The sequence below is a fragment of the Pseudomonas sp. NY8896 genome (genome assembly GCF_039634505.1).
Window position 1 is genome coordinate 5,720,354 of sequence record NZ_CP132350.1, and the last position, 16,868, is coordinate 5,737,221.

Annotated in this window: 14 protein-coding genes; 10 read left to right on the top strand and 4 right to left on the bottom strand. The window is 61.7% G+C overall.

Annotated elements, in window-relative coordinates:
* The first annotated feature begins 6 nt into the window (after window positions 1–6).
* From gatB to Q9451_RS25865, 4 genes are all read left to right on the top strand, one after another.
* Entirely contained in the window at window positions 7–1,452 is a 1,446-nt protein-coding gene (gene gatB, locus Q9451_RS25850) for an Asp-tRNA(Asn)/Glu-tRNA(Gln) amidotransferase subunit GatB (RefSeq protein ID WP_012270638.1), read from the top strand.
* A gap of 146 nt (window positions 1,453–1,598) precedes the next feature.
* On the top strand, window positions 1,599–1,973 hold the full coding sequence (locus Q9451_RS25855) for a septal ring lytic transglycosylase RlpA family protein (protein ID WP_012270637.1): 375 nt from the start codon (window positions 1,599–1,601) through the stop codon (window positions 1,971–1,973).
* A gap of 60 nt (window positions 1,974–2,033) precedes the next feature.
* Complete coding sequence (locus tag Q9451_RS25860; protein WP_041166382.1) at window positions 2,034–3,077, top strand: calcium/sodium antiporter; 1,044 nt, start codon at window positions 2,034–2,036, stop codon at window positions 3,075–3,077.
* 10 nt (window positions 3,078–3,087) lie between these two features.
* A complete protein-coding gene (locus tag Q9451_RS25865) occupies window positions 3,088–3,462 on the top strand; it encodes a carboxymuconolactone decarboxylase family protein (protein WP_012270635.1) in 375 nt (124 codons plus the stop codon).
* 64 nt (window positions 3,463–3,526) lie between these two features.
* Here Q9451_RS25865 and Q9451_RS25870 read toward each other — a convergent pair whose 3' ends face one another.
* From Q9451_RS25870 to Q9451_RS25885, 4 genes are all read right to left on the bottom strand, one after another.
* On the bottom strand, window positions 3,527–4,885 hold the full coding sequence (locus tag Q9451_RS25870; RefSeq protein WP_012270634.1) for an amino acid permease: 1,359 nt from the start codon (window positions 4,883–4,885) through the stop codon (window positions 3,527–3,529).
* Window positions 4,886–4,941: 56 nt separating this feature from the next.
* Window positions 4,942–5,883, bottom strand: coding sequence for an AEC family transporter (locus Q9451_RS25875; RefSeq protein WP_012270633.1), 942 nt, complete (start codon window positions 5,881–5,883; stop codon window positions 4,942–4,944).
* Window positions 5,884–6,038: 155 nt separating this feature from the next.
* The gene (locus Q9451_RS25880; RefSeq protein WP_003255244.1) at window positions 6,039–6,599 is read right to left on the bottom strand and encodes a response regulator; all 561 of its coding nucleotides are present in this window, start codon (window positions 6,597–6,599) and stop codon (window positions 6,039–6,041) included.
* Window positions 6,599–7,855: an ATP-binding protein gene (locus tag Q9451_RS25885; protein WP_012270632.1), complete on the bottom strand. Its 1,257-nt coding sequence runs from the start codon at window positions 7,853–7,855 to the stop codon at window positions 6,599–6,601. The genes Q9451_RS25880 and Q9451_RS25885 overlap by 1 nt, the downstream gene beginning before the upstream one ends.
* A 201-nt stretch (window positions 7,856–8,056) precedes the next feature.
* Between Q9451_RS25885 and Q9451_RS25890 the strand changes: the two genes are divergently transcribed.
* From Q9451_RS25890 to Q9451_RS25915, 6 genes are all read left to right on the top strand, one after another.
* Window positions 8,057–8,773, top strand: a complete 717-nt coding sequence (locus Q9451_RS25890; RefSeq protein ID WP_012270631.1) for an SIMPL domain-containing protein — start codon at window positions 8,057–8,059, stop codon at window positions 8,771–8,773.
* Between the two features lie 327 nt (window positions 8,774–9,100).
* Complete coding sequence (locus Q9451_RS25895; RefSeq protein ID WP_012270630.1) at window positions 9,101–10,726, top strand: ABC transporter substrate-binding protein; 1,626 nt, start codon at window positions 9,101–9,103, stop codon at window positions 10,724–10,726.
* 147 nt (window positions 10,727–10,873) lie between these two features.
* Entirely contained in the window at window positions 10,874–12,466 is a 1,593-nt protein-coding gene (locus Q9451_RS25900; protein WP_012270629.1) for an ABC transporter substrate-binding protein, read from the top strand.
* Between the two features lie 229 nt (window positions 12,467–12,695).
* Entirely contained in the window at window positions 12,696–14,075 is a 1,380-nt protein-coding gene (locus Q9451_RS25905; RefSeq protein WP_345960802.1) for an OprD family porin, read from the top strand.
* Between the two features lie 78 nt (window positions 14,076–14,153).
* On the top strand, window positions 14,154–15,764 hold the full coding sequence (locus Q9451_RS25910; protein WP_012270627.1) for an ABC transporter substrate-binding protein: 1,611 nt from the start codon (window positions 14,154–14,156) through the stop codon (window positions 15,762–15,764).
* A gap of 91 nt (window positions 15,765–15,855) precedes the next feature.
* Window positions 15,856–16,866, top strand: coding sequence for an ABC transporter permease subunit (locus Q9451_RS25915; RefSeq protein ID WP_012270626.1), 1,011 nt, complete (start codon window positions 15,856–15,858; stop codon window positions 16,864–16,866).
* The last annotated feature ends 2 nt before the right edge of the window (window positions 16,867–16,868 follow it).

Genomic DNA, 16,868 nt, shown 5'->3' on the forward strand with positions numbered 1-16,868 from the left:
TCACACATGCAATGGGAAGTTGTGATCGGGCTGGAAATCCACACTCAGCTCGCCACCCAGTCGAAGATTTTCTCCGGCAGCGCCACCACCTTTGGCTCCGAGCCGAACACCCAGGCCAGCCTGGTTGACCTGGGCATGCCCGGTGTACTGCCGGTGCTGAACCAGGAAGCCGTGCGCATGGCGTGCATGTTCGGCCTGGCCATCGACGCCGAAATCGGCAAGCGCAACGTGTTCGCGCGCAAGAACTACTTCTACCCGGACCTGCCCAAGGGCTACCAGATCAGCCAGATGGACCTGCCGATCGTCGGCAAGGGCCACCTGGACATCGCCCTGGAAGACGGCACCATCAAGCGCATCGGCGTAACCCGTGCGCACCTGGAAGAAGACGCCGGCAAGAGCCTGCACGAAGACTTCAGCGGCTCCACCGGCATCGACTTGAACCGTGCCGGCACGCCACTGCTGGAAATCGTCTCCGAGCCTGACATGCGCAGCGCCAAGGAAGCCGTGGCTTACGTCAAGGCGATCCACGCGCTGGTACGTTACCTGGGCATCTGCGATGGCAACATGGCCGAAGGTTCGCTGCGTTGCGACTGCAACGTGTCGATCCGCCCGAAAGGCCAGACCGAGTTCGGCACCCGCTGCGAGATCAAGAACGTCAACTCGTTCCGCTTCATAGAGCGCGCGATCAACAGCGAAATCCAACGCCAGATCGACTTGATCGAAGACGGCGGCAAGGTGGTGCAGGAAACCCGCCTGTACGACCCGAACAAAGACGAAACCCGCTCCATGCGCAGCAAGGAGGAAGCCAACGACTATCGCTACTTCCCCGACCCGGACCTGCTGCCGGTGGTGATCGAGGACAGCTTCCTCGACACCATTCGCGCCGGCCTGCCAGAGCTGCCGCCACAGAAAGTCGAGCGTTTCCAGAGCCAGTACGGCCTGTCGGCATACGACGCCAACGTGTTGGCCTCCAGCCGCGAACAGGCAGATTACTTCGAAGAAGTAGTGAAGATCGGTGGCGACGCCAAGCTGGCGGCCAACTGGGTCATGGTCGAACTGGGCAGCCTGCTGAACAAGCTGGGTGTCGAAATCGACCAGGCGCCGGTCAGCGCCGCGCAACTGGGCGGCATGCTGCTGCGCATTCGCGACAACACCATCAGCGGCAAAATCGCCAAGACCGTGTTCGAGGCCATGGCCGCCGGTGAAGGCGATGCCGACAGCATCATCGACAGCAAGGGCCTGAAACAGGTTACCGACACCGGTGCGATCGACAAGATGCTCGACGAAATGCTGGCAGCCAATGCCGAGCAGGTCGAACAGTACCGCGCAGCCGATGAGGCCAAACGCGGCAAGATGTTCGGCTTCTTCGTCGGCCAGGCCATGAAAGCTTCCAAAGGCAAGGCCAACCCGGGGCAGGTGAACCAATTGCTCAAAGCCAAGCTCGAAGGGTGATTGTTTTACCCCCGTAATGCTGCGAGGGCTTTGCCCTCGTTCGCGGCAACAGCCGCTTCCAAAGCTACGGCGACGCGCCCAAGGGCTGCGCCGTAGCTTTGGAAGCGGCTGTTGCCGCGAATGGCCGCACTAGGAGAGCACCTGACTTGCTAAAACGATCCCTCGGCACACTGGCCCTCTTCTCCTTCCTGGCCGGCTGCGCCAGCCACGACATCGACCCACGCGGTTACGACCAGACGGGCACCGCCTCCTATTACGGCTCGCGCCACCACGGCAAACGCACCGCCAGCGGCGAACCATTCAACCAGCACGGCCTTACCGCCGCCCACCGCAGCCTGCCTTTCGGTACCCGCGTACTGGTCACCAACATGGCCAACCAGCGCAGCGTGGTGGTACGCATCAACGACCGAGGCCCGCACACCCGTGGCCGATTGATCGACTTGTCTCGCGCCGCAGCAGAAAAAATCGGCATGCTCCGTAGCGGAACAGCGCGCGTGCGAGTACAAGGGCTTAGCGACTGACGCGACAGGAGTCCGACCATTTTCGACCTGGCCACCCTTCCCACCTTTAGCCTGCTGCAACTGGGCATTGCCCTGCTGTTGCTGATCGGCGGCGCCGAGCTACTGGTGCGCGCCGCGTTGCGCCTGGCACAGCGCCTGCACGTGCGCCCGCTGATCATCGGCCTGAGCCTGGTGGCGTTCGGCAGTACCGCGCCACAATTGACCGTGAGCCTGCAGGCTGCCTACCAGGGAGCGCCCGATGTGGCGGTCGGCAGCGTGGTCGGCAGCAACATCTTCAACATCCTGGTCATTCTTGGCCTGGCCGCGCTGATCATCCCGCTGCGCGTGTCACGCCAACTGGTGCGCCTGGACATTCCGTTGATGATCATCGCCAGCGGGCTGGTGTACGCATTGTCCACCAACGGCCACCTGGGCCGAGTGGAAGGGGCACTGCTACTGCTGGGCCTGGCTGGTTACCTGGCAATGCTCTGGCACCAGTCCCGCCACTATGCACGCACTTACCCCGCCCCGGATGCTGCCAGGTCCAGCGCCGGGCGCTTCTGGTCAGGCACGCTGCTGCAGGTGTTGGTCGGCCTTGGCCTGCTGAGCCTGGCGGGCCACTTACTGCTGGAAGCCGCCGTCGAGGTGGCTACCGACCTGGGCCTGTCCGAGCGTATCATCGGCCTGACAGTCGTCGCCGTCTGCACCTCCCTGCCGGAGCTGGCCGCAGCGCTGATTGCCGCCCTGCGTGGCGAACGGGAGATTGCCGTGGGCACGGTCATCGGCAGCAACCTGTTCAACCTGCTGGCCGTGCTGGGCCTGACCGCGCTGATCGCCCCAGAGCCGCTGTCGATCTCGCCCAACGCGCTGTCTTTCGACTTGCCTGTAATGCTCGGCGTTGCCCTATTGAGCCTGCCAGTGTTCTATTCCGGCTACCGCATCACCCGCGCCGAAGGCCTGGTGTTTCTTTGCCTGTACCTGGTCTATGGCCTGCATGTGGCAGCCTTTACCATGGGCATGCCGCTGGCCGGCCGCCTGGAACGATTGATGCTGTTCTATGTACTGCCAGTGCTCGCCATGGTGTTGCTGTACACCACCGTACGTGCCTGGCGCCGCCAACACTAAGGAAAACAACATGGCTGATAGCAACAAGACCGGCGAGCAAATTCGCCGTCAGGTAATGGGCGATGCATTCGTCGATCGCGCACTGGGCAATGCCACCGACTTCACCCAGCCGCTGCAGGACTTCGTCAATGAACATGCCTGGGGCAGTGTGTGGGCGCGTGACGGACTACCTCTGAAGACTCGCAGCCTGATTACCTTGGCCACGCTGACGGCACTGAAGTGCCCGCAGGAGCTCAAGGGGCATGTGCGCGGGGCGTTGAACAATGGCTGTACGGTCGAGGAAATCCGCGAGGCGTTGCTGCATTGTGCAGTGTATGCGGGCGTGCCGGCGGCGATTGATGCCTTCAGGGCCGCGCAGGAAGTGATCGACAGCTACCAAGGCTGACGCAGCCTTTTCCAGTACCGGCCTCTTCGCGGTCACGCCCGCGAAGAGGCTGGTACTGCCTTGCCTATTTGGCCTGGCGAGCCTTCTTCAGCTTGAAGGCCACCCACAGTACGGCAATCCAAGCCGGGATCAGCATCACCGAGATGCGAATCGGCGGGGTCAGGTACATCACCACCAATATCAGCACGATGAACGCCAGACACAGGTAGTTGGTCAGCGGGTGCCCCAGGCTTTTGTAGAAGGGGATGATGCCGGCAGCCAGCTTGGCCTTGCGGAATTTCAGGTGAGTAATGCTGATGCTCGCCCAGTTGATCACCAGCGCCGACACCGCCAGCGCCATCAGCAAGCCAAAGGCCTCGCCCGGCATCAGGTAGTTGATCAGCACGCACAGGCCGGTCGCGAAGGCCGACACGCCCAGCGCGGTCAGCGGTACACCGCTGCGGCTTACCTTCAGCAGCTGGCGCGGCGCATCACCTTGGCTAGCCAGGCCGAACAGCATGCGGCTGTTGGCGTACACACAGCTGTTGTACACCGACAGCGCAGCCGTCAGCACCACGATATTGAGGATGGTCGCCACCAGGTCGCTGTCCAGCTCATGGAAGATCATCACGAACGGGCTACCGCCCTGCACTACCTTCTGCCACGGGTACAGCGACAACAGCACCGCCAAGGCACCGATGTAGAAGATCAGGATGCGGTACACCACTTGGTTGGTGGCTTTGGGGATGCTCTGGCGGGGGTTGTCGGCTTCGGCGGCGGTGATACCCACCAGCTCCAGGCCGCCGAACGAGAACATGATCACCGCCAAGGCCATCACCAAGCCGCTGACGCCGTTAGGGAAGAAGCCGCCGTACTGCCACAGGTTGGCCACGCTGGCATCCGGGCCGCCATGGCCGCTGCTCAACAGCCAGGCGCCAAAGCCGATCATGCTGACGATGGCCACCACCTTGACCAGGGCGAACCAGAACTCCATCTCGCCGTAGACCTTCACCTGCGTCAGGTTGATCAGGTTGATCGCCACGAAGAAGATCGCCGCGGTGGCCCAGGTAGGAAACTCCGGCCACCAGTACTGCACGTAGATGCCGACCGCCGTCAGTTCGGCCATGCCGACCAGCACGTACACCACCCAGTAATTCCACCCCGAAACGAAGCCGGCGAACTCGCTCCAGTACTGGTGGGCGAAGTGGCTGAAACTACCGGCGACCGGCTCTTCCACGACCATTTCGCCCAACTGGCGCATGATCAGAAAGGCCATCAGACCGGCGATGGCATAGCCCAGCAGCACGGAGGGGCCGGCCAGCTGGATGGTCTGGGCGATGCCCAGAAACAACCCGGTACCGATGGCCCCGCCCAGCGCGATCAGCTGGATATGGCGATTCTTCAGCCCGCGCTGTAACCGCTCGGGCGTGCTCTGGTCTTGCATGAAGTGTCCTTTAGCTCAGTGAGGCAGTGCTGTTGCTGTTATTTGCAGTCAAGGATCTAGATCCATCCGCCCCACTGCAAGATGAAAATACCAATGTTGGTGGTGATTGCCGCCATTAGCGTGGTAATGACGATGATCGACGCCGCCAGCTCATGGTTACCATTGGCCGCCCGCGCCATCACGTAGCTGGCCGCAGCGGTCGGGCTGCCGATGTAGAGGAACAGGATGCCCAACTCCGCACCGCGAAAGCCACACAACCAAGCCCCCAGGGTACCGAGCAACGGCAAGCAGACCATCTTCACCAGGCTGGCATCGATGGCCAGCCGGCCACAGTCACGCAGCGCCGCCAGCGACAAGGTGCCACCGATGCAGATCAGCGCCAGCGGCAGGGTCATCTGCGCCAGGTAGTCGCCCGAGGTCAGCAGCCAGTTGGGCAACGGCACCTGGCCGTAAGCCATCGGGGTAGCCACCAGCACGCTGATGATCAACGGGTTGCTGAAAATGCTCTTGCAGATGCTCCATGGGTCGGACTTGAGGTCCGGGCTGTACACCGCCAGCACCACCGCCGACAGCGAGTTGTACATGAGGATGACCAGGCCCGCGAGCACCGCCCCCAGGGAAATACCATAGTCACCGTACAAACTGGCGGCCAGGGCCAAGCCGATCACGCCGTTGTTGCCGCGAAATGCGCCCTGGGTATAGATGCCCCGGTCGGCCAGCGGGCTGCGCCAGATGGCCAGGCCCCAGGCAATGGCGAAGCCGACCAGGGTGGCAGCGATGAAGTACAGCATGACACCGGGTTTGACTGCTGCGGCCAGGTCGGCGTGATAGATACCGAGGAACAGCAGCGCCGGCATGCACACGTTGAACACCAGCTGCGAGGCGACGCGGTTGAAGTTGTCGTCGATCAGGTGGATGCGTTTGAGCAGCACGCCCATGAACAGCATGGCGAAAACCGGTGCCGTGATGTTCAGCGTCTGGATAAGAAGGGCGAGCATGCGCAAGCGATCCTGGAGGGGGTTGCCGTTAGGCGGCTAATAATACGCCAACGGCCGGAATTTGCGGGGATCGCGGGGTGTTATACATAAATTTCTGTCAGTGCCGGCTTCTTCGCGGATAAACCCGCGAAGAAGCCGGCCCTTTGAGCAAAGAATCAGCGTCGAACCGGCCGTTTCTGCAGCTTGCGCTGCAAGGTCCGCCGGTGCATGCCCAGCGCCCGCGCGGTGGCGGAGATATTGCCCTCGTGCTCGTTCAGAACGCGCTGGATGTGCTCCCACTGCAGGCGGTCGACCGACATCGGGTTTTCCGGCACCAGCGTATCCAGGTCGGTGTGCTCCGACAGCAGTGCTGCCAGCACATCATCGGCGTCAGCCGGCTTGCACAGGTAGTTGCAGGCACCGCGCTTGACCGCCTCCACCGCAGTGGCAATGCTCGAATAGCCGGTCAGGATCACCACGCGCATTTCTGGGTCCAGCTCAAGCAGCTTGGGCAGCAGAACCAGGCCCGAGTCGCCGTCCATCTTCAGGTCCAGCGTGGCGTAGTCCGGCAGGTCCTGCTGAGCCAGGATCAAGCCTTCCTCGGCAGAACTGGCAGTGCTCACGCGGAAACCGCGACGGCTCATGGCCCGGGCCATGACCCGGGTGAAGGTGGCATCGTCATCCACCAGCAGCAGGTGCGGCAGCTCTTCGCTTTCGACCTGGTTTTCTTCGCTCATCATTCATCTCCTCGCTTGCCATAGGGCAGGCGCAGTTCGGTCAGGGTGCCACCCTGTTCATGACTATAGAGTTTTACCGAACCGCCCGCACGGGTCACGCTGGCCTTGCTCAAGAACAGGCCCAGGCCGAAGCCTTTGCCCTTGGTGGTAATGAAGGGTTTGCCGATGGCTTCGGCAATGGCCGGCGGCACGCCGGGGCCGTGGTCGCGGATGCTGATGACGATGTCCTGGGCGTCCCAGTCAAGGCGCACTTCCAGGTCATCGGGGCAGGCATCGGCAGCATTGTTCAACAGGTTCAGCAGCGCCTGGGTAAGGTCCGGTGGCGGTGTCAACCGAGGCACCTTGCCGTCGCGCAGACGCTGGAAGCGGTAACTGGCTTCCGGGCGCATCAGGTGCCAGCGGTTCAGCGCTTCGTCCAGCCATGCTGTCACATCCTGCTCGACGATCGCCAGGCGTCGGTTGGCTTCGGCAGCGCGCACCAGCTGTTGCAAGGTTTCCTTGCACAGCTTTACCTGGTCCTGGAGGATCTGCAGGTCCTCCTGCAACAGCGGGTCGGTATGGTCCTGGCGCATTTCGTTGATCAGCACGCTCATGGTCGCCAGCGGCGTACCCAGCTCATGGGCGGCACCGGCAGCCTGGGTGGCCACGGCCAGCAACTGCTCGTCGCGCAGGCTTTCTTCACGCCGTTCGGAACGCAGCTGCTCCTGGCGGCGCAGCTCTTCGGCCATGCGCGCGGCAAAGAAGGTGATCACGGCCGCCGCCAGGGCAATACTCAGCCACATGCCGTAGACCTGCATCTTGTCCCGCGCCATGGGCAAGCCTTCGAGCGGGTAGAACTGCACCAGCAGCAGGCTGTAGGCCGTCAGGGCGATGCCAGACAGGATCAGCGAATACAGCCACGGCAAGGTCACCGCAGCAATCGCCAGCGGCACCAGGTAATACGAAACGAACGGGTTGGTCGAACCGCCGGAGTAATACAGCAAGGCGCTGTGGATCAGCAGGTCACAAGCCAGCTGCAGGGCATACTCCATTTCGGTGACGGGCAGCGACAAGCGCAGGCGCAGGGCCGTGAAGGCACACAGCAGCGAAGACAAGGCCAAGGTGCCGGCCAGCGACAGCCAGGGCAACGGCAGCAGTTCGGTCCAGTAGGCAACGCCCACCGAGCCAGCCTGGGCAGCCAGGACCAGGACCCGAATGACGGTCAGGCGCCAGAGGTTCTGACGGGTAGCGGACAACGGTTGTACGGCAGCGAGCATGAGCTCTCCTGATGAGTGCTCCAGAAAATCGGCTGGAGTATACCGAAGCCTGGCGCCTAGCTGCAGCGATGCGGCAAAGCGCCACACTTTGTCACAGGTTGATGATGGCACTTTTGAACCCACTACACTGTTGCCGGTCTGATGGGCCATGCGTGGAATGGACAACCAGACGCCACGCCTTTTATTGCCAAGGAGTACCACATGCAAATCCCACGTCGCGGCACCGCCTTCATCCTGTCTTGCGGCCTGCTCGCCAGCCTGCCGGCGCTGGCGGCCGATGAACCGCGTTTCAACCAGGTATCGCTGCGTGCCGAAGTCAGCAAGGAAGTGGCGCGCGACCTGATGGTCGTGACCTTGTACAGCGAAGCGCAGAACAGCGACCCGGGCAAGCTCGCCAAGCAGATCACCGAAACCATGAACAAGGCCGTGCAGCAGTCGCGTCAGGTCAAGGACGTGAAGATCAGCCAGGGAAGCCGCAACAGCTACCCGGTATATGACAGCAAGGGCCAGAAGATCACCGGCTGGCGCGAGCGCGCCGAACTGCGCCTGGAAAGCGCCAACTTCCCGGCCTTGTCCCAGCTGACCGCCGACCTGCTGCAAGAGCTGAAAATGGGCGGCATGGACTTCTCCATCGCCCCGGCCACGCGCAAGGCCAGCGAAGATGCACTGCTCAAGGATGCGGTCGATGCCTTCAAGGCACGCGCGCAGCTGGCCACAGAAGCGCTGGGCGGCAAGGGCTACAAAGTGGTCAACCTGAACCTCAACAGCAGCGGCTACCCACGCCCGTACCTGCGTAGCGCACCGATGGCGATGAAGGCCATGGGGGCTGATGAAGCGGCACCAGCGCCGGATATCGAAGCAGGCACCAGTGAAGTGAGCATGAATGCCGATGGCCTGATCGAAGTGCAGATGCCTTAACGGGCTCACGAAACACCTGTGGGAGCGGCTGCGCCCGCTCTCCCAGGCATCGCGTCAAACAGATTTTCAGAAGCTTCCTACGCACCATTAAGATGCCTCCTACATATACTCCCGCCTCGAAACATCCTGCAAAATGCCATCATTTTGCCCGCGCAAACGTTTAACTTCGCCGAAAGTTATACCGATGCGACATCCATGTACGGCCGTACCACTTTTCCGGCGCCAACTATCCTTCTTCCTGTTGCATTGGGAACACCCCCTGCATAAGTATCCGCAGGTCGGCTCACGAGGCCACCTCATCCAAAAAATGACAACAATGAGGCCACCATGCTCAAACACGCAGTCATTCCGTTCCTGCTTGGCGCAGGCTTGCTCACCGGTGCACCGTCGGCCTTGGCCGCGTCCAACCTGGTGTTCTGCTCCGAGGGCAGCCCGGCCGGTTTCGACCCGGGGCAGTACACCACCGGGACCGACTTCGACGCCTCGGCCGAGACCGTGTTCAACCGCCTGACCCAGTTCGAACGTGGTGGCACGGCCGTCATCCCGGGCCTGGCGACCAAATGGGAAGTGTCCGACGACGGCAAGACCTACACCTTCCACCTGCGCGAAGGGGTCAAGTTCCATACCACCGACTACTTCAAGCCCAGCCGCCCGTTCAACGCCGACGACGTGTTGTTCACCTTCAACCGCATGCTCGACAAGGAGCAACCGTTCCGCAAGGCTTACCCCACCGAGTTCCCGTACTTCACCGACATGGGCATGGACAAGAATATCGCCAAAGTGGAGAAGCTCGACGAGCACACGGTGAAGTTCACCCTCAACGAAGTCGATGCCGCGTTCATCCAGAACCTGGCCATGAGCTTCGCCTCGATTCAGTCCGCCGAATACGCCGACCAGCTGCTCAAGGACGGCAAGGCCGCCGACATCAACCAGAAGCCTATCGGCACTGGCCCGTTCGTGTTCAGCAAGTACCAGAAGGACGCGCAGATCCGCTTCAAGGGCAACAAGGACTACTGGCAACCCGATGACGTGAAGATCGACAACCTGATCTTTGCCATCACCACCGATGCCTCGGTGCGCATGCAGAAGCTGAAAAAGAACGAGTGCCAGGTCACTTTGTTCCCCCGCCCGGCCGACATCGAGCCACTAAAGAAAGACCCCAAGCTAAAAATGCCTGACCAGGCCGGTTTCAACCTTGGCTACATCGCCTACAACGTGATGGACAAGATCAAGGGCAGCAACGACGCCAACCCCATGGCCCAGTTGAAAGTGCGCCAGGCGCTGGACATGGCCGTGGACAAGAAAAAGATCATCGAGTCGGTCTACCAAGGTGCCGGCCAGCTGGCAGTCAATGCCATGCCACCTACGCAATGGTCCTATGACACCAGCATCAAGGACGCCCCGTTCGACCCCGAAAAAGCCAAGCAACTGCTCAAGGAGGCTGGCATCAAGGAAGGCACCGAAATCACCCTGTGGGCCATGCCGGTGCAACGCCCGTACAACCCCAATGCCAAGCTGATGGCCGAAATGCTCCAGTCCGACTGGGCCAAGATCGGTATCAAGGCGAAGATCGTCAGCTACGAATGGGGCGAGTACATCAAACGCTCCAAAGGCGGCGAACAGGGCGCCATGCTGATTGGCTGGAGCGGTGACAACGGTGACCCGGACAACTGGCTGGGCACCCTCTACGGCTGCGATGCCGTGGATGGCAACAACTTCTCCAAGTGGTGCTACAAGCCCTACGACGACCTGATCAAGCAGGCCAAGGCCACTTCCGACCAGGCCAAGCGCACCGAGCTGTACCAGAAGGCGCAGCACATCCTCAAGGAGCAGGTACCGATCACACCGATCGCTCACTCCACCGTCTACCAGCCCATGAGCGCCAAAGTGAAGGATTACAAGATCAGCCCATTCGGACTGAACTCCTTCTACGGCGTCAGCGTGGACAAGTAGGCTGACCCGGGCACCCGCTGAGCGGCGGGTGCCCTTCCATCCTTGCCACCCTTTCATGTCGTCCTGCTGCTATCCGCCGCGGGAGCGGCGAACTGTTGCCGTCATTCGTACAACGAGGCGGCGCAAACAGACGAAAAAGGACTTGCCATGCGTCACGCTACCCGCCTTTCGACCCTATTGGCCCTGGGCCTGATCAGCCAGTCCCCGGCCCTGCTGGCCAACAACCTGGTGTTCTGCTCCGAGGGCAGCCCAGCCGGCTTCGACACCGCTCAGTACACCAGCGCCACCGACAACGACGCCGCCGAACCCATCTACAACCGGCTGGTCGAGTTCGAACGGGGTGGCACCGCCGTGCAGCCTGCCCTGGCAACTCGCTGGGAAGTGTCCGACGACGGCCTGCGCTACACCTTCCACCTGCGTGAAGGGGTGAAATTCCACAGCAACAAGGCCTTCAACCCAAGCCGCGAGTTCAACGCCGACGATGTGTTGTTCACCTTCAACCGCATGCTCGACAAGGGTCACCGGTTCCGCCAGGCCTACCCTACCGAGTTCCCCTATTTCATCAGCATGGGCCTGGACAAGAATATCGCTAGCATCGAGAAGGCCGGCCCGCTGACCGTGGTGTTCACCTTGAACACGGTCGATGCTGCGTTCATCCAGAACCTGGCCATGAGCTTCGCCTCCATCCTCTCCGCCGAGTACGCCGACCAGTTGCTGGCCAGCGGGCGCCCCAGCGACATCAACCAGCAGCCGATCGGTACCGGGCCGTTCGTGTTCCAGCGATACCAGAAGGATTCGCAGATCCGCTACAAGGGCAACAAGGACTATTGGGCACCGAATGAGGTGAAGATCGACAACCTGGTGTTCTCGATCAACGTCGACCCCTCGGTGCGCATCCAGAAGCTGCGCCGCAATGAGTGCCAGGTCACCCTGCACCCGCGCCCGGCCGACCTGCCGGCGCTCAAGGCCGACAGCACGTTGCAGGTGTTGCAGCAACCAGGCTTCAACCTCGGCTACATCGCCTACAACACCCAGCACCCACCATTCGACCGCCTGGAAGTGCGCCAGGCAATGGACATGGCGGTGAACAAGCAAGCCATCATCCAGGCGGTGTATCAGGACTCCGGCCAACTGGCGGTGAACGCCATGCCACCCACCCAGTGGTCCTATGACGAAAGCCTCAAGGACGCCCCCTACAACCCGGAAAAGGCCAGACAGCTGCTGCAGCAGGCCGGTGTCAAACCTGGCACCGAGGTCACCCTGTGGGCCATGCCGGTGCAGCGCCCATACAACCCCAACGCCAAGCTGATGGCCGAAATGCTTCAGGCCGACTGGAACAAGCTCGGCTTCAAGGTACGCATCGTCAGCTATGAATGGGGCGAATACCTCAAGCGCATGAAAAGCGGCGAGCACGACATCGCCCTGATCGGCTGGACCGGTGACAACGGCGACCCGGACAACTGGCTGGGCACCCTCTACAGCTGCGATGCCATCGGCAGCAACAACTATTCGCTGTGGTGCGACCCGCAGTACGACAGCCTGGTCAAGCAGGCCAAGCAGGTGACCGACCGTACGCAGCGCACCGCCCTGTACCAGCAGGCCCAGCAGCGGCTCAAGCAGCAGGTACCGATTACCCCGGTGGCGCATTCCACGGTGAACCAACCGCTCAGCGTCAAGGTTTCCGAATTCAAGGTCAGCCCGTTTGGGCGCAATGACTTTTCCGGTGTGAGTGTTGACTGATCTTTAGCCCTCAAGGGCCACTTCGCGGGTGAACCCGCTCCCACAGAGATCTTCACAAACCAGGCGTCTGCGCAGATCCCTGGGGGAGCGGTTTACCCGCGAAAAGGCCAGCACAGGCAGCACGCCCCCCCAACTCAGCCCGGCGATCCCGTGGCAACCCAGGCAACACCGCAACACCCACCCGGCCCACAAGGCCGGCAATAACTAGAAAACAATGGGAGCTTCAACCTTGAGAATATTCACCCTGACCGCACTGGCGTTATCCATCAGTGCCTTATCCACCGTGGCCCAGGCCGACCCGCAAAGCCAGGCCTACATCCCGCTCACCCTCAAAGGCAGCAGCGAGCAGGCGCAGGCCAGCGGCTTCATCGACGGCCAGAGCCTGTCTGGCAGCACCCGCAACTGGTACGCCCGCGAACGCGCCGCACGCGCCCCGCTGTGGAAGTACTACAAAAGCGACGGCACCCGCCACCCCACCCACAGCCGGGAAAACTGGGTACAAGGCAGCATCCTCAACTACAGCTCCGGCTTCACCCAAGGCACCGTGGGCATCGCCGTCGAGGCCGCTGGCTACAACGCCATCGCCCTGCAACAGAGCCGCGAAGCTGTCGCCGGCCCCAACAACCGCACCCTGACCCACAGCGATGGCGACCCCATTGGCCAGTGGAGCAAACTGGGCCTGGGCAACATCAAGGCACGGGTGTCCAACACTACCCTTACCCTCGGCCGCCAGTCGGTTGACACCCCGATGATCGCCTACATCGGCAACCGTGCCCTGCCGTCGAGCTTCCAGGGCGCGTTCCTGCACAGCGCCGAGTTCGATAACCTCAGCTTCGACCTGGGCACCTTCGACCGCGTCTCGCCACGTACCGAGCAGAGCCTCAGCAAGTTCCGCAGCGAATACAGCGCCACTGGCGTGGAAACCGACCGCGCCAGCACCGCCGGCATCAACTACCAGCCGTTCAAGAGCCTGAGCACCAGCCTGTACGCCACCAAGGTCGACGATTTCTGGAACCAGTACTACTTCGGCGCCAACCACGTGCTCGGCGACAGCGCAGTGCTCAGCCTGAGCACCGGCCTGAACTACTACAAGACCGTCGACGCCGGCAGCCAGAAAATGGGCAAGATCGACAACGACACCTACAGCCTGTCGTTCGACCTGACCCACCAGGCCCACACCCTCGGTGCCTCCTGGCAGCAGGTCAACGGTAACGAGTACTTCGACTACCTGCACGAAACCAACGGCATCTACCTGGCCAACTCACTGCTGTCGGACTTCAACGGCCCCAACAAAAAATCGCTGAAGATCTCCTACGTACTGAACATGGCGCCCTACGGTGTACCAGGCCTGAAGTTCAACCTGTACAACGCCCGCGGCTGGGGCATCGATGGCACTCACTATCGCGGTACAGCCTACGACGTGAATGGCCTGGATGGCGAAACCCACTACGAGTGGGGGATCGGCACCAGTTACGCGGTGCAGAGCGGGCCGCTGAAAGACACCAGCATCCGCGCCACCTACACCACCCACCGCGCCAGCAAGGCCCAGGGTGATGGCAGCCTGGATGAGTTCCGCGTGGTGACCACCATCCCATTCAACATTCTCTGACCGCCGGCGCCACGGCCCACTTCGCAGCGGGCCGTGGCGACTACGCTGGAATCAATGCAAGCAGGGAGCCTTCAACCCATGCAGAGAGCTTTCATGAAATCGCTACCGCTACGCCTGGCCCTGGCCGCCCTGGTGCTGGGCAGCACCACGCAACTGGCCGCCAAACCACTGGTGGTGTGTACCGAGGCCAGCCCGGAAGGGTTCGACGTTGTTCAGTACACCACGGCGGTCACTTTCGACGCATCGTCCGAAACCGTGTTCAACCGCCTGGTCGATTTCAAGCCCGGCACCACCGACATCCAGCCGGCACTGGCCGAACGCTGGGACATTTCGCCAGACGGCCTGACCTACACCTTCCACCTGCGTCACGGGGTGAAGTTCCACACCACCGACTACTTCAAGCCAACTCGCGAATTCAATGCCGACGATGTGCTGTGGAGCCTGAATCGCCAGCTTGACCCGAATCACCCATGGCATGACAAGACCAGCGTGGGCTATCCCTACTTTGAAAGCATGGCCTTCAAGGAACTGCTCAAGTCTGTGAGCAAGAGCGACGACAACACCGTGATGATCACCCTCACCCGCCCGGAAGCCCCGTTCCTGCATGACATGGCAATGGGCTTCACCTCGATCTATTCCGCCGAGTACGGCGACAAGTTGCTCGAAGCTGGCAAAACGGCCGAGCTGAACAGCAAGCCGATCGGCACTGGGCCGTTCATCTTCCAGCGCTACAACAAGGATGCACAGGTCCGTTTCAAACCGAATCCCGAATACTTCCGCGGCAAACCACCCGCCGATGCCCTGGTCTTCGCCATCGCTACCGATAGCAACGTACGACTGCAAAAGCTACGCGCCAACGAATGCCAGGTCGCGCTCTACCCCAAACCGGATGATGTGCCGTCGATCAAGGCTGACCCCAAGCTCAAGGTGGCCGAGATCGAAGCGCTGGTCACCGGTTACATCGCCATGAATACCGAGCACCCATACCTGAGCGATGTGCGCGTGCGCAAAGCCATCAACATGGCCTTCGATCGCCAGACCCACGTCGATCAGCTGTTTGGCAAGGGCAACGCGCTAGTGGGCGTCAATCCATACCCGCCGACCATGATCGGTTACAACACCAGTAACAAGAACCCGCCGCGCGACCTCGACAAAGCACGCGCCCTGCTCAAGGAAGCTGGCGTTCCGGAAGGCACGGTGATCACGCTGTTCACCCGCAACGGTGGCGGCATGACCAACCCTAACCCGCGCCTGTCCGCCGAGATGTTACAGGCCGACCTGAAACAGATCGGGCTGAAGCTGGATGTCCGCGTGATGGAGTGGGCGGAAATGCTGCGCCGCGCCAAGAAGGGCGAAGCGGACCTGGTGTCCACCGGCTGGGCAGGCGACAACGGTGACCCGGATAACTTCCTTACCCCGCTGCTCAGCTGTGACGCGGCCAAAACCGGCGAGAACTACGCCCGCTGGTGCAACTCGAAATTCCAGGAACTGATTACCCGCGCCCGCGAGGTGATCGACAACGACGAACGTGCAAGGCTCTATAGCGAGGCATTGAAGGTGTACGATGACGACCACCCCTGGATCAGCATGGCCCATCCGAAGATGTTCACCGCCATGCGTGACAACGTTGAGGGCTACGTGATCAGCCCTCTGACCAACAACAACTTCGCCACCACCAAGGTGAAGTAGAACAACAACGACCGCCGGCAACCCACACGGGCACCGGCGGCACTGCCGTACCGGGCTGATCGCCCCACGGCCTGATGAGGTAACCCCGACAATGTTGAGTTTTATTGCCCGGCGCCTTGGCCTGCTGATACCGACCTTTTTCGGCATCACCTTGCTGACCTTCGCGCTCATACGCCTGATCCCCGGCGACCCGGTGGAAGTGATGATGGGCGAGCGCAGGGTCGACCCCGAAATGCATGCCCAGGCCATGGAGCGCCTGGGCCTGAACAAGCCACTGCCGGTCCAGTACCTGGACTACATCGGCAAGCTGGCCCAAGGTGACCTCGGCGAATCGCTGCGCACCCGCGAAAGTGTGTGGAACGAGTTTCTCACCCTGTTCCCGGCCACCCTGGAGCTGGCCTTCGCCGCTTTGCTATTCGCCGGCATTGTCGGCCTGCTGGCCGGGGTGATCGCCGCACTCAAGCGCGGTTCGCTGTTCGACCACGGTGTAATGGGCATTTCACTGGCCGGCTATTCGATGCCAATTTTCTGGTGGGGCCTTATCCTGATCATGTTCTTCTCGGTGAGCCTGGGCTGGACGCCGGTGTCCGGGCGCATCGACCTGCTCTACGACATCGAGCCGAAGACCGGCTTCATGCTGATCGATACCTTGCTCAGCGACGAGGATGGTGCGTTCAAGGACGCGGTGATGCACCTGATTCTGCCGGCCATCGTGCTCGGCACCATCCCGCTGGCGGTGATCGCCCGCATGACCCGCTCGTCAATGCTCGAAGTGCTGCGCGAAGACTACATCCGTACCGCACGCGCCAAAGGCCTTTCGCCAGCCCGCGTGGTGTTCGTGCACGGCCTGCGCAACGCCCTGATCCCGGTGCTGACCGTATTCGGCCTGCAGGTCGGCACGCTGCTGGCCGGTGCGGTACTGACCGAAACCATCTTTTCCTGGCCGGGCATCGGCAAGTGGCTGATCGAAGCCATCGGTGCCCGTGACTACCCCGTGGTCCAGAACGGCATCCTGTTGATCGCCTGCCTGGTGATTCTGGTCAACTTCGTCGTAGACATCCTCTACGGCCTGGCCAACCCACGCATCCGTCATCAGCGCTGAGG